The sequence below is a fragment of the Caballeronia arvi genome (genome assembly GCF_001544695.2).
Taxonomy (GTDB): domain Bacteria; phylum Pseudomonadota; class Gammaproteobacteria; order Burkholderiales; family Burkholderiaceae; genus Caballeronia; species Caballeronia arvi.
The window spans coordinates 188,989-202,353 of sequence record NZ_FCOM02000009.1 but is presented as its reverse complement, the minus strand read 5'-3'; the positions used below and the strand labels follow the sequence as shown (position 1 = coordinate 202,353).

Genomic DNA, 13,365 nt, shown 5'->3' with positions numbered 1-13,365 from the left:
GCAGGCTATATCAAACTGCTGTCCGCGATGAATCGATACAAATCAGTGTCCGTCGATAAATCCAGTTTTCGCATCGCCGCGCATTTTTGTGCGCTGATGGTCTTCACGCTGCGTCCGAGTTCCCGGGCTATTTCGGTGACGTTGGCCCCCCGTGCATAGCGCTCGATGACTTCCAGTTCGCGATTCGTTAGCCTCTGCCGGATGAAACGCGCGTGGCTTTCGGCATCGGCCAGGGCCAGCATGCGGCGTATGGCAGGTCCGAGATACGTTTCGTTGGCGATGACAGAAACAATAGCGACGTAAATCAGATCGAGCCGGTCCTCCTTGCTGAGGAACGCATGGGCTCCCGCATCCAGCGCCTGCTTGACGAGCGCGGCGTCGTCGTTGCGTGACATGACAACGATGCGAACCTCCGGATACTGACTCGCGATGTGCTGGATCAATTCGATTCCGTCGCCATAGCGGCCACCCGGCATGAAGAAATCGATGACGGCTACGTCGCATTCGTGCCGCGCGAGCGACTCGTCGAGCTGCGTGGAGTTCGTGTTCCGACTCACCACTTCGACATTGGGAAAATGTCCGGCAAGCCGCTCGATTGCGAGGATGACCAGCGGATGATCATCCGCTATGGCCAGTTTTATCCGCTTGGCGTGCGAGAACACTCGGTCCTCGTTCTCGAATTCCATCGACTCCAACCTCATTGCTTTCCGCGAACTCAAATCAACATAAAGGGGTGAAACACAAGCATCGGATACCGAAACATTGAGACACATAAGACGCATCCGAATTTGTATACGTAAATCTAATAATCAGCCGAGTCCGCGCGCACGGACAAATGCGAACAGTCCGGGATCGTTCCGAACCCCGAGCTTGTTCATCGCATCGCGCTTCTGACGGCTGATGGTCCGCACGTCGCGATCGAGCTCTCTCGCGATCTCCGTAATCGAATGCCCTTTGGCAAACAATCGGACGACCTCGATCTCTCTGGGGGAAAGACGCGGCTCTTCCGAGGAAAACTCAGTCTCGGTACCTGCTTCCGCGAGCGCGGCGACAAACGAAGCGCTGACGAAACGCCTTCCGACGCACGCATGCCGCACAGCCGTTGCCACCAGCTCGATCGGCTCCGCCTTGTTGACGAGGCTGATCGCGCCCGCGTTCAGAATCGAGCGCAGGATCGCCACATTACTTACGCTGGTCAGCACCACGATGCTGATATTCGCGTAATCCTGACGCACCTGTCGGATGAGCCTGAGCCCGTCATTTGCATCGACGCCCGGTTCGGGCATGGCGAAATCCGTGACCAGCACATCGCACGGCTTGGTAGCGAGTTCAGCCAGCAAAGTGCTCGCGTTGTTCGCTTCGCCGACGACTTCCATTCCGTCGTCAGCCGCAAAGAGCGCTTTCATCCCCAAGAGAACAAAAGGATGATCGTCAGCCAATATTATTCGAAGCTTCAAGAGGGCCCCCGGTTGATTGTTGGTCTTGGTTTGCTTGTCGAATTGCGGGCCAAAAAATGCAGAATGTTCTTTTGCATTCCTAACCCCTTATTTATTTGTCGAACAGCGTTTAGTGAAGCTCGATAAACAAACTCAGCCAACGCGTCCAACTCGATGACAACAAGCAAATAAATATCGCTTTTTAATTCTTGAATAATTATTTCAAAAATAGAATGCGAATATTTCGCAGACCATAGGAAAAATCCGATTAGCCTTTCATGCGCTCTCAAACCTCTGAATTGAGGCGAACTCGGTCATCCACGCGATGCCGAGAGATTAATATTTCGCGGCGAAAAAAGGGAGAGCCCGCGCGAGAATTCAGAAAGCGCCTTGCCGCAATGCAAAATGGGCCTCGTGCTCTAAAGCAGGAGGCCCATCGATAGATGCGCGAAGTGTTGCCCGATGGTCAGAACGGAATATCGTCGTCCATATCGTCGAAACCGCCGCCCGCTGGCGCGCTCGGACGGCTGGAACCGCCGGCACCACCGCCGCCAGCACCGCCACCGCTCGCGCGTCCGCCAGCCGGCGCGCGTCCGCCGCCGCCACCGGAACGCTCCATCGGGGCGCTACGGCTATAGCCGCCCTCATCGCCGCCGCCGCCCGCGCCGCCACGGCCGCCGAGCATTTGCATCTGATCAGCGACGATTTCCGTCGAATAGCGTTCCTGGCCCGATTGATCGGTCCATTTACGCGTGCGGATACGCCCTTCGATATAAACCGACGAGCCCTTCTTCAGATATTCGTTCACGATCTCCGCGAGCCGGCCGAAAAACGCCACACGATGCCACTCGGTGAGTTCCTTGAATTCGCCGGAGGCCTTGTCCTTGTAACGGTCCGTCGTCGCGAGACGGATATTGGCCACGGCGTCGCCGCTCGGGAGGTAGCGGGTTTCCGGGTCGGCACCCAGATTACCCACGAGAATGACCTTGTTGACTGATGCCATGATTTCTCCGGTAAATTCCTTGCAAACTGTCAACCGTACGATGCGATTGGGCCGGCCCCGTCTTCAGACGTGGATTCAGCCGCACCGTGCCGGTTCGATTCGATGATTCAACGATTCTCTCAGGCCGTGCGCTCGGTTTTGCGCGGCGGCGGCTTCATGCTCGCCGCGACGATGAGCCATGCGAGCACCAGCGCGGAACAGGCGAAAAAGACCGCGCTCGGGCCGTCGAGCTTCAGCAGCCAGCCGCCGATCACCCCGCCGAGCGCAAGGCCGATCGATTGCGTCGTGTTGTAGACGCCCGCCGCCGCGCCCTTTCTCGTGCCCGGTGCGAGCTTCGACACCAGAGACGGCTGGGACGCCTCCAGCACGTTGAAGCCGAGAAAGTACACGAACAGAATGGCGGCTACGGACCATAGCGTATGGGGAGCGGCGCCCAATAACAACTGGCCGATCAGGATAAGCCCGATCGCACTCAGCATGACGCTCTTCATTTTTCCACGTTTTTCGGCCGCGATGATGGCCGGAACCATCATGACGAACGCGAGCGCCATCACGGGCAGGTAGATTTTCCAGTGCGACGCGACCGGTAGTCCGCCGTCCACGAGAATGCGCGGCACGACGAGGAAAAGCGCCGTCTGTGTGGCGTGCAGCACCAGCACGCCGAAGTTGAGGCGCAGCAATTCGACGTTGTGCAGCACTTCGGCGAAAGGCGCTTTGACGTGGACCGGATGCGCAGGAGGATCCGGCACGATCCAGAACACTACGCCCACCGCGAGGATGGACAGCACGCCGATTACCGTGAAAAGCCCGCTCATGCCGACCCAGTGGAACACGATCGGCGCGCCGACGATCGCCACCGCGAACGACACGCCGATGCTGCCGCCGACCATCGCCATCGCCTTGGTGCGGTTTTCCTCATGCGTCAGATCGGCGATGAACGCAATCACCGCCGACGACACCGCGCCCATCCCCTGAATGACGCGGCCCACGATGATCCACGTCATCGAATGTCCGATCGCCGCGACGAAGCTGCCGAGCGCGAACACCAGCAAACCGAACGCGATGACCGGCTTGCGCCCGAACTTGTCGGAAACCCAGCCGTAGAAGATATAGAGCATCGACTGCGTGACGCCGTAGGCGCCGAGCGCGATGCCGACGAGCAGCACGTTGTCGCCGCCGGGGATGGTTTTCGCGTAGACGGAAAACACCGGCATGATCATGAAGAGCCCGAGCATGCGCAGCGCGAAGATGGCAGCGAGCGACACGGTCGCGCGCAATTCCGGCGCGCTCAGACGTGTGGACGTGGCAGACGGATTGGACATCAGAAACGGGAAATGGATGAGGGTCGCGTCTGGCCTGGCCTGCGGCGCAGCCAGGCGCGGCCGCCTTGTTCTTGCTCGAAACGGCACTATATGGAACGCACGGCCCAAGCGCGCCGCACGTGGCGGCCGGCAAGTCCCCGCGCCGACCGATCGACGCGCATCCGGCCCCGGGGGGCTCGGGCGCTGCGCCCTTTAAAAGTCGTTATAGTAGCAGGTTTGGCCCTCTCTCTTTCCGCCCGGCAGAGCCGACATGCCCAGCCGGAGCGAGAAAAAAGCCGCTGAAAACATCCGAAAGCATCCGAAAAAACGCCGGAACGAACTCGTGGAAGAAATTCGCATTCGTGGGGCTCGCACCCACAATCTGAAGAACGTCAATCTCGACTTGCCGCGCCACAAGCTGATCGTGATCACGGGGCTGTCCGGGTCGGGCAAGTCGTCGCTCGCGTTCGACACGCTGTATGCGGAAGGCCAGCGCCGTTACGTGGAAAGCCTTTCGGCTTATGCGCGGCAATTTCTGCAGTTGATGGAAAAACCGGACGTCGATCTGATCGAAGGTTTATCGCCGGCTATTTCCATCGAACAAAAGGCGACTTCGCATAATCCGCGCTCCACGGTCGGCACCGTCACGGAAATCCATGACTATCTGCGTCTTTTGTACGCGCGCGTCGGCACGCCGTATTGCCCTGATCATCTGATTCCGCTCGAGGCGCAAAGCGTCTCGCAAATGGTCGACGCCGCGCTCGCGCTGCCCGAAGAGACCAAGCTGATGATCCTCGCGCCCGTCGTCGCGGATCGCAAGGGCGAGCACGTCGAATTGTTCGAGGAAATGCAGGCGCAGGGTTTCATCCGGTTTCGCATCCGCTCGGGCGGCGGCACGGCGAACGAAGGCGTCGCGAAAATCTACGAAGTCGATTCGCTGCCCAAGCTGAAGAAGAACGACAAGCACACGATCGACGTGGTGATCGACCGCCTGAAAGTGCGGGCGGACGTGAAGCAACGTCTTGCGGAATCGTTCGAGACCGCGCTGCGCCTGGCCGATGGCCGCGCGATCGCGCTCGAAATGGACACCGAACGCGAAAAGCTGTTCAGCTCCAAGTTCGCGTGCCCGATCTGCTCGTACTCGCTGCCGGAACTGGAGCCGCGTCTCTTCTCGTTCAACAATCCGATGGGCGCGTGCCCGGAATGCGACGGTCTCGGCCAGATCACGTTCTTCGATCCGAAACGCGTGGTCGCGCATCCGTCGCTGTCGCTTGCGGCGGGCGCGGTGAAAGGCTGGGACCGGCGCAACCAGTTCTATTTTCAGATGCTGCAAAGCCTTGCGGCGTTCTACGAATTCGAGATCGACGCGCCGTTCGAAGACCTGCCTGAAAAGGTGCGCAAGATCCTGCTTTACGGCTCGGGCAAGCAGTCGATTCCGTTCTCGTACATCAACGAGCGCGGGCGCGCATCGGTGCGCGAGCATGCGTTCGAAGGCATCATCCCGAACCTGGAGCGGCGCTATCGCGAGACCGATTCGTCCGCCGTGCGCGAAGAACTCGCGAAGTATCAGAACAATCAGCCCTGCCCGGCATGCGAAGGCACGCGTCTGCGGCGCGAGGCGCGCTTCGTGAAAGTCGGCGCGGAAGAACAGGCGCGCGGCATCTTTGAAATCAGCGGCTGGCCGCTGCGCGACGCGCTCGGCTATTTCCAGACGCTGCGGCTCGAAGGCGCGAAAGGCGAAATCGCCGACAAGGTGATCAAGGAAATCGTCGCGCGGCTCTCGTTTCTGAACAACGTCGGACTGGATTATCTGTCGCTGGAACGCAGCGCCGAAACGCTTTCCGGCGGCGAGGCGCAGCGCATCCGGCTCGCGTCGCAGATCGGCTCGGGGCTGACGGGTGTGATGTACGTGCTCGACGAACCGTCGATCGGGTTGCATCAGCGCGACAACGACCGCCTCATCGACACGCTCAAGCATCTGCGCGATATCGGCAATTCGGTGATCGTCGTCGAGCACGACGAAGACATGATCCGCATGGCAGATTACGTCGTCGACATGGGACCGGGCGCGGGCGAGCACGGCGGCGTGATCGTCGCGCAGGGCACGCCGAACCAGGTGCAGAAAGACGCGAATTCGATCACCGGCCAGTATCTGTCCGGCAAGCGCACGATCAGCTATCCCGCCGAGCGCAACGCGCCCGACGAACGCATGCTGCGCATCGTCGAAGCGCACGGCAACAATCTGAAGCGCGTCACGCTGGATCTGCCGGTCGGACTGCTGACCTGCGTGACGGGTGTGTCGGGCTCGGGCAAGTCGACGCTCATCAACGACACGCTGCAGCACGCGGTCGCGCAGCATTTATACGGCTCGTCGACCGAGCCCGCGCCGTACGAGTCGATCGAAGGTCTGGAGCATTTCGACAAGGTGATCGCCGTCGATCAATCGCCGATCGGCCGCACGCCGCGCTCGAATCCAGCCACCTACACCGGGCTGTTCACGCCGATCCGCGAACTGTTTGCGGGCGTGCCGGCGGCGAAGGAGCGCGGCTACGACCCCGGCCGCTTCTCGTTCAACGTGAAGGGCGGACGCTGCGAAGCGTGTCAGGGCGACGGCGTGCTGAAAGTGGAAATGCACTTTCTACCGGATGTCTACGTGCCCTGCGACGTGTGTCACGGCAAGCGCTACAACCGCGAAACGCTCGAAGTGCAGTACAAGGGCAAGAACATCAGCGAAGTGCTGGACCTGACGGTCGAGGCCGCGCACGAGTTTTTCAAGCCGGTGCCGGTGGTCGCGCGCAAGCTGAAAACGCTGCTCGACGTCGGCCTCGGGTACATCCGGCTCGGCCAGTCCGCGACCACGCTGTCGGGCGGCGAGGCCCAGCGCGTCAAGCTTTCGCTGGAACTGAGCAAGCGCGATACCGGTCGGACACTATATATCCTCGACGAACCGACGACCGGTTTGCACTTCCACGACATCGCGCTTTTGCTCGAAGTGATTCATCGGCTGCGAGATCAGGGTAATACTGTCGTAATCATCGAGCATAATCTCGACGTGATCAAAACCGCCGACTGGGTGATCGACCTCGGTCCGGAAGGCGGCGCGGGCGGCGGGCAGATCATCGCGCAGGGGACGCCGGAGCAGGTCGCGAAATCGAAGGCGAGTTTTACCGGCAGATATCTGGCACCCTTGTTGCAACGAGCTAAATCGGCGGCCTGATCCACGGCGCCGGCCTCATGCAACGGGGCGCCGTGCGCTGCCAGCCGGACTGTCGAATGCGCCGCGCGCGCCGCGGCACGAATAACCGTCGTATGCAGCAGGGGAAAGGAACGCAGTCATGGCGAAGCGCAACGAAGCGGCCAACGAGGAGGCGCGAGTCCGGGACTTGCCCACTCGCCATGTCAGGCTGACGAGCGATATGAGCTCGCCGAAGCTGTCCGCGGTGGAGATCGGCAGCTATCTCCTCGCGCTGCTGGCGCTGTATCTCACGCTCAGGCTGCAACTGCTCGGCGGGATGCTGGCCGGAATGCTCGTGTACCAGCTCACGCACATGATCGCGCCGGTGATCGAGCGCCACGTCGTCAGCAAAGGCGCGCGGCTCATTTCGGTCGGGCTGATCTCCGCGATCATCGTCGGCGGGCTCACGGGCGCGACCGTCGCGACGATCGAGCATTTCGAGCACGATTTCCCGAGCATGCAGAAACTGCTCGATCAGCTGATGAGCATCACGTCGAGCGCGCGGCTTTCCGTACCGGACTGGGTCGCGAATTACCTGCCTGTCGATTCCATCCAGATGAAGGAAAAGGCGACCGACCTGATGCACAGGCACGCCGAGATGCTTCAGCAAGGCGGCAAGGAGATGGCGCGCGGCTTCGGGCATATCCTCATCGGAATGATCATCGGGGCGATCATTGCCGTCAGCGCGCCGCGGCAGTCGCATCATCGCTTGCCGCTGTCGACCGCGCTCGTCGCCCGCGCGTCGCGCTTCTCCGACGCGTTCCGCCGCATCGTGTTCGCGCAGATCAAGATTTCCGCGATCAACGCCGTTTTCACCGCGCTGTATCTGCTCGTCGCGCTGCCGCTCTTTCACGAAAAGCTGCCGCTCTCGAAAACGCTCGTGCTCATCACGTTCATCGTCGGGCTGATGCCGGTGATCGGGAATCTGATTTCCAACACCATCATCGTCGGCATTTCCCTGTCGGTGTCGTTCGGCACGGCGGTCGCGTCGCTCGCGTTTCTGATCCTCATCCACAAGCTGGAGTATTTCCTGAACGCGCGCATCATCGGCGGGCAGATCGAGGCGCGTGCGTGGGAACTGCTCCTCGCGATGCTCGCGATGGAGGCCGCGTTCGGCATTCCCGGCGTGATCGCCGCGCCGATCTTTTACGCGTATATCAAGCGAGAGCTGATTTATTTGCGGCTGGTTTGAGCGTCGACCAGGAGCCAGAAATAACAACGCCCGCTTTCGCGGGCGTTTGCTTATACAGCTTCAGAAAGGGAAAAGCTCAACGGAACACGACCGTCTTGTGCCCGTTCAGCAGAATGCGATGCTCCGCGTGCCATTTCACCGCGCGCGCGAGCGTCACGCATTCGACATCGCGTCCGATCGCCGTCAGTTGATCCGGCGTCATGTTGTGATCGACGCGCTCCACTTCCTGCTCGATGATCGGACCTTCGTCCAGATCCGATGTCACGTAATGCGCGGTCGCGCCGATCAGCTTCACGCCGCGGTCGAACGCCTGATAGTACGGCTTCGCGCCCTTGAAGCTCGGCAGGAACGAGTGATGGATGTTGATCGCGCGGCCCGCGAGCTTCTCGCACATGTCCGCCGACAGAATCTGCATGTAGCGCGCGAGCACGACGAGATCGGTGTCGTGCTGATCGACGATTTCCAGCACGCGCGCTTCCTGCGCAGCCTTCGCTTCCGGCGTGGCCTTGAGCAGCGGCAGATGATGGAACGGAATGTCGTAGCTCGCGGCGAGCTGATAAAAATCCTTGTGATTCGAGATGATCGCGGCAATCTCGATCGGCAACTGACCGGTGCGGTAGCGGAACAGCAGATCGTTCAGGCAGTGCCCGATCTTCGACACCATGATGACGACGCGCGGCTTTACCGATGCGTCGTGCAACTCCCAGCGCATGCCGAATTCATCGGCGAGATCGGCGAACGATTTGCGCAGCGCATCGAGACCGGGATCGCCGCCGACTTCCTGAAAATGCACACGCATGAAAAATTCGCCGGTGCGGCTGTCGCCGAACTGCGCGGAGTCGAGGATATTCGCGCCGAGGTTGAACAGGAAGCCCGACACGGCATGCACGATTCCCGGGCGGTCCGGGCACGACAACTTCAGGTAAAAACTGTGTTCGGTCGACATGACCTGTCCTCGTTCGGTTCTTTTTACGTTTGCGGCGGATCGAAAAGCGCGGCGATGCCTTCGCACGCGTCCTCGTCGATCCACTGATGCCGCAGCATGCAATCGAGCGTGGCGAGGCTGGCGTCGACGGTGAGCGCGCCCTCCTCGATCCAGCGCGCGATATCCTCGATGCGCGCGAGACGGTGCTCGCCGACTTCGCCATCCTGATTGCGCGGCGCGAAATCGGGCGGCAGGGACACGTCGTAGACGAAAATCTGCTCGGCTTGCGTGCCCTCGGGAAGCGACTGCAACACGTGAAACGTGCCGCCGGCCGTCGCCGTGGAAGCGAGCTCGGCGCTCATGCCGGCCTCTTCCCAGCACTCCTTCACGAGCGTCGGCATGACTTCGAAACCCCAGCCGATGCCGCCCGCCACGACGTTGTCGAGCATGCCGGGATCGGTCGCCTTGGTGTCGCTACGGCGCGCGATCCACAACTGCGGCGCTTTATCCCGATATTTTACGATGCCGTTCAGATGCACCGCGTAGGTCATCGTGCCGAAGAAGCGCGACGCCGCGCGTTCGATGAACGCGAGCGGCGGTGCGTCGAAGTGATTGCGGATCGCGTAGGTTTCGTCGCGCCAGCCGGGGATTTTGCCTTCGGCATGCAGCGTGGCGATCACTTCGCGCAGCGCTTCGGTGCGCGCTTCGACGGTTTCGAGCGACGGATGCAAACGCACGCTTTCATCGTCGATCGCAAAGATCGACGGCCAGCGGCGCAGCGCGTCGACATCGAAACGGCGAATCCAGCCGACGCGCTCATCGGCGATGAAAAACGGCGCGTGCGCGGCTACGTCGAAGCGGCGCGCAGCGATGATGGCAGGCAGCGTCATGACGAATCAGTCGCGCAACGCGACGCGAATGCCGAGCGCGATGAACGTCACGCCCGCGAGACGGTCGAGCCACACGCCCAGGCGCGGACGGCGCTTCAGCCACACGCCGATCATGCCCGCGCCGATGCCGAACAGCGAAAACACGACGACCGTCTGGAGCATGAACAGGCCGCCGAGTTCGAACATCTGCAGCATGACGCTTTGCGCGCCGTGCGGATCGACGAACTGCGGCAGAAACACGATGAAGAACAGCGTGACTTTCGGGTTCAGCATGTTGCCGATCACGCTCTGACGGAACACGGTCGTGAGCGGCTGGCTCGGGCGCGCGTGCGCGGTCGCCAGGCCGTGGCTGCGCAGCGCCTTGATGCCGATCCAAACGAGATACGCCGCGCCCGCGAGCTTCACGGCCTGAAACGCGAGCGGCGAAGACTTCAGCAGCGCCGCGATGCCGAGCGCCGCGAGCGTCGTATGAAAGATCACGCCGAACGCGAAGCCGAACGCCGCGACGACGCCCGCGAGCCGCCCTTGAGAGATGCCGCGCGCGAGCACTTGCAGGTTGTCGGGACCGGGCGCGACCGTGATCGCGACCGATGCGGCGAGAAAGAGCAGAAAATTGGGCATCTCAATGTCCACCAAATTCGCACACGGTATAGAGCGGCACGCCGTTGTCGCGCAGCAGCTTCGAGCCGCCGAGATCCGGCAGATCGATGATCGCCGCCGCTTCGACCACTTGCGCGCCGAGCCGCTCAAGCAGAATCTTGCCGGCCATCATCGTGCCGCCGGTCGCGACCAGGTCGTCGACGATCACCACGCGATCGCCCGCCTTGCACGCATCCTCGTGAATCTCGACGGTCGCGCTGCCGTATTCCAGGTCGTACGACTGTGAGAGCGTTTTGTACGGCAGCTTCCCCTTCTTGCGGATCGGCACGAAACCGAGGCTCAGTTCATACGCGAGAATCGGCCCGATGATGAATCCGCGCGCGTCCATGCCGGCGATCACGTCGACGTCCTCGTCGATATAACGCTGGACGAACAGGTCGATCAGCATGCGCAGCGCGCGGCGGTCTTGCAGGATCGTCGTGATGTCGCGGAACTGCACGCCGGGCTGCGGCCAGTTCTCGACGGTGCGCACGCGCTCCTTGATGAAACGCGCGGCGTCGAGCTGGGCGTTCGAAGGGGTAAGGGACATGACTTCTCCGGAGTCCGCGCCGTGAGGCCGCGCGTTCGCCTTGGTGACAAAAGAGGAAATTACGCCGCCCGTCGGTTGCGCGAGAGCCGTTCTTCGGCGAGCGCCAACACTTCGGGCAGGCCGCGCAGCACGACGATATCGTTCGCGCGCAGCTTGGTGTCGGGGTCGGGTTCGACACCCCGGATGCCGTGGCGCCGGATCGCGGTCACCTCGACACCATTGCCGACGAGCCCGAGATCGTCGAGCGAATGCCCGACGGCTTCGGAATTTGCGTCGATCGGTACGGATTGTAGCCGCACCTGCTCGTGGCCATCGTCGTCGTCGGCGTCATCGGCGCCGTGGAAATAGCCGCGCAAGAGGCTGTAGCGCGCATCGCGCATTTCTTCGACACGCCGCACCACGCGGCGCATCGGCACGCCCATCAGCACCAGCGTGTGCGACGCGAGCATCAGACTGCCTTCGACGATTTCCGGAATCACTTCCGTCGCGCCGGCCGCGGTGAGCTTTTCGAGATCGGCGTCGTCGACGGTGCGCACGATCACGGGCAAAGTCGGCGCGAGTTCGTGGATGTTGTGCAGCACGCGCATCGCGGAAGGCGTGTTCGCGTAGGTGATCGCGACCGTCGCCGCGCGATGCAGGCCCGCTGCGAGCAGCGACTCGCGCCGCCCGGCATCGCCGAACACGACCGATTCGCCCGCCGCTGCCGCTGCCGCCACGCGATCCGGGTCGAGGTCGAGCGCAACGTAGGAGATGCCCTCCTGCTCAAGCATGCGCGCGAGATTCTGCCCGGCGCGGCCATAGCCGCAAATGATCACGTGGCCGCTCTGCTTCAAACTTTGCGTCGCGATCTTCGTCATCTGCAGCGATTGCAGCATCCATTCCGTCGACGACAGCCGCAGCACGATCCGGTCCGCGTTCTGGATGATGAACGGCGCGGCGAGCATCGAAAGCAGCATCGCCGAGAGAATCGCCTGAAGGACGGTCGAGTTGACCAGATGCGAATCCAGAATCAGATTCAGCAGCACGAAGCCGAATTCGCCCGCCTGCGCGAGCCCGAGACCGGTGCGCATCGCGACGCCCGGCGTCGCGCCGAAGAGCCGCGCGAGACCGGTGATCATCACGGCCTTGAGCAGAATCGGCACGACGAAAAAGCCGAGCACGAGAAACGGATGCTCCCAGATCACGCGCGGATTCAGCAGCATGCCGGTCGTCACGAAAAAGAGACCGAGCAGCACGTCGCGAAACGGCTTGATGTCCTCTTCCACCTGATGCCGGTACGGCGTTTCGGCGATCAACATGCCCGCGATGAACGCGCCGAGCGCAAGCGACAGACCGAATTTGTCGGTGATGAACGCCGCGCCCAGCGTCACCAACAGCAGGTTCAGCATGAAGAGTTCTTGCGAACGGCGGCGCGCGACGAGATCGAACCAGCGCGTCATGAATTTCTGGCCGACGAACAGCAGCACCGTCAACGCGACGACGATCTTCACGGCCGCGATGCCGAGCCACATCGCCAGTTGCGACGATTTGCCGTTCGCGAACGCCGCGATGATGATGAGCAGCGGCACGACGGCGAGATCCTGGAACAGCAGCACGCCGAAGATGTTGCGGCCGTGCTCCGATTCGAGTTCGAGCCGTTCCGCGAGCAGCTTGCTGACGATCGCCGTCGACGACATCGACATGGCGCCGCCGAGCGCGAAGCTCGCCTGCCACGACATCTCCGTCCACATGCTCGCGATCCAGCCGAAGAGCATCGCGAGCCCGATGGTCGCCGCGACCTGGCTCGCGCCGAGCCCGAACACGATGCGCCGCATCGAGCGTAGCTTGGACAGCGAGAATTCGAGCCCGATGGAGAACATCAGGAAAACGACGCCGAATTCGGCGAGATGCTGCGCGCGGTCCGCGTCCGGCGCGATACCGGCAGCGTGCGGACCCACGATGATGCCGACCGCCAGATAGCCGAGCATCGGCGGCAGATTGAAATAGCGGAATACAACGACGCCTGCCACGGAGCAGAGCAGCAGCAACAGCGTCATTTCGAGCGGAGAGGTCATCCGTCTAGCGTCCTCGTTCGTCAGTTTTCCGAGGCGCTTGCTCGCGCGCTCCGGCATCTCGAAAACGGCCCCTGACGACGGGGCTTGCGGGGGGCGGATAGGCGGCGGCGCGCGGAGCCCCCACGGGGGCGGCTCGGAAA

General features: G+C 61.9%; 11 protein-coding genes. 2 read left to right on the top strand and 9 right to left on the bottom strand.

From position 1 onward, the window contains the following. Window positions 1–5: 5 nt before the first annotated feature. The 4 genes from AWB74_RS13785 to AWB74_RS13770 all read right to left on the bottom strand — a co-directional run bounded on the left by AWB74_RS13785 (window position 6) and on the right by AWB74_RS13770 (window position 3,761). The gene (locus AWB74_RS13785) at window positions 6–686 is read right to left on the bottom strand and encodes a response regulator transcription factor (RefSeq protein ID WP_061147342.1); all 681 of its coding nucleotides are present in this window, start codon (window positions 684–686) and stop codon (window positions 6–8) included. Between the two features lie 123 nt (window positions 687–809). Then, the gene (locus AWB74_RS13780; RefSeq protein WP_268811190.1) at window positions 810–1,439 is read right to left on the bottom strand and encodes a response regulator transcription factor; all 630 of its coding nucleotides are present in this window, start codon (window positions 1,437–1,439) and stop codon (window positions 810–812) included. Window positions 1,440–1,902: 463 nt separating this feature from the next. Then, window positions 1,903–2,439 carry a single-stranded DNA-binding protein gene (locus tag AWB74_RS13775; protein ID WP_061147293.1) on the bottom strand — a complete coding sequence of 179 codons (537 nt, stop codon included), beginning with the start codon at window positions 2,437–2,439 and terminating at the stop codon, window positions 1,903–1,905. Window positions 2,440–2,558: 119 nt separating this feature from the next. After that, window positions 2,559–3,761 carry an MFS transporter gene (locus AWB74_RS13770; RefSeq protein WP_061147292.1) on the bottom strand — a complete coding sequence of 401 codons (1,203 nt, stop codon included), beginning with the start codon at window positions 3,759–3,761 and terminating at the stop codon, window positions 2,559–2,561. A gap of 322 nt (window positions 3,762–4,083) precedes the next feature. Here AWB74_RS13770 and uvrA point away from each other — a divergent pair, with 322 nt between their 5' ends. Then, a complete protein-coding gene (gene uvrA, locus AWB74_RS13765; protein ID WP_061147340.1) occupies window positions 4,084–6,957 on the top strand; it encodes an excinuclease ABC subunit UvrA in 2,874 nt (957 codons plus the stop codon). Window positions 6,958–7,075: 118 nt separating this feature from the next. Next, entirely contained in the window at window positions 7,076–8,167 is a 1,092-nt protein-coding gene (locus AWB74_RS13760) for an AI-2E family transporter (RefSeq protein WP_061122405.1), read from the top strand. A gap of 76 nt (window positions 8,168–8,243) precedes the next feature. On the opposite strand, the gene purU is transcribed toward AWB74_RS13760, so the two are convergent. Genes purU through AWB74_RS13735 form a run of 5 tightly spaced genes read right to left on the bottom strand, consistent with a single transcriptional unit; the run spans window position 8,244 to window position 13,225 of the window. Further along, entirely contained in the window at window positions 8,244–9,113 is an 870-nt protein-coding gene (purU, locus tag AWB74_RS13755) for a formyltetrahydrofolate deformylase (protein WP_061147291.1), read from the bottom strand. A gap of 23 nt (window positions 9,114–9,136) precedes the next feature. Next, window positions 9,137–9,982 carry an NUDIX hydrolase gene (locus AWB74_RS13750; protein WP_061147290.1) on the bottom strand — a complete coding sequence of 282 codons (846 nt, stop codon included), beginning with the start codon at window positions 9,980–9,982 and terminating at the stop codon, window positions 9,137–9,139. A gap of 6 nt (window positions 9,983–9,988) precedes the next feature. Next, window positions 9,989–10,603, bottom strand: a complete 615-nt coding sequence (locus tag AWB74_RS13745; RefSeq protein WP_061147289.1) for a LysE family translocator — start codon at window positions 10,601–10,603, stop codon at window positions 9,989–9,991. Window position 10,604: 1 nt separating this feature from the next. Then, window positions 10,605–11,171: an adenine phosphoribosyltransferase gene (locus AWB74_RS13740; protein ID WP_061147288.1), complete on the bottom strand. Its 567-nt coding sequence runs from the start codon at window positions 11,169–11,171 to the stop codon at window positions 10,605–10,607. Window positions 11,172–11,230: 59 nt separating this feature from the next. After that, the gene (locus tag AWB74_RS13735; protein WP_087038989.1) at window positions 11,231–13,225 is read right to left on the bottom strand and encodes a cation:proton antiporter domain-containing protein; all 1,995 of its coding nucleotides are present in this window, start codon (window positions 13,223–13,225) and stop codon (window positions 11,231–11,233) included. Between the last annotated feature and the right edge of the window lie 140 nt (window positions 13,226–13,365).

Bases quoted from the DNA above. Each gene is read 5' to 3' on its own strand.
- AWB74_RS13740 (WP_061147288.1), bottom strand. From the start codon at position 11,171: ATGTCCCTTACCCCTTCGAACGCCCAGCTCGACGCCGCGCGTTTCATC.
- AWB74_RS13735 (WP_087038989.1), bottom strand. From the start codon at position 13,225: ATGACCTCTCCGCTCGAAATGACGCTGTTGCTGCTGCTCTGCTCCGTG.
- AWB74_RS13760 (WP_061122405.1), top strand. From the start codon at position 7,076: ATGGCGAAGCGCAACGAAGCGGCCAACGAGGAGGCGCGAGTCCGGGAC.
- AWB74_RS13750 (WP_061147290.1), bottom strand. From the start codon at position 9,982: ATGACGCTGCCTGCCATCATCGCTGCGCGCCGCTTCGACGTAGCCGCG.
- purU (WP_061147291.1), bottom strand. From the start codon at position 9,113: ATGTCGACCGAACACAGTTTTTACCTGAAGTTGTCGTGCCCGGACCGC.
- AWB74_RS13775 (WP_061147293.1), bottom strand. From the start codon at position 2,439: ATGGCATCAGTCAACAAGGTCATTCTCGTGGGTAATCTGGGTGCCGAC.
- AWB74_RS13745 (WP_061147289.1), bottom strand. From the start codon at position 10,603: ATGCCCAATTTTCTGCTCTTTCTCGCCGCATCGGTCGCGATCACGGTC.
- AWB74_RS13785 (WP_061147342.1), bottom strand. From the start codon at position 686: ATGGAATTCGAGAACGAGGACCGAGTGTTCTCGCACGCCAAGCGGATA.
- AWB74_RS13770 (WP_061147292.1), bottom strand. From the start codon at position 3,761: ATGTCCAATCCGTCTGCCACGTCCACACGTCTGAGCGCGCCGGAATTG.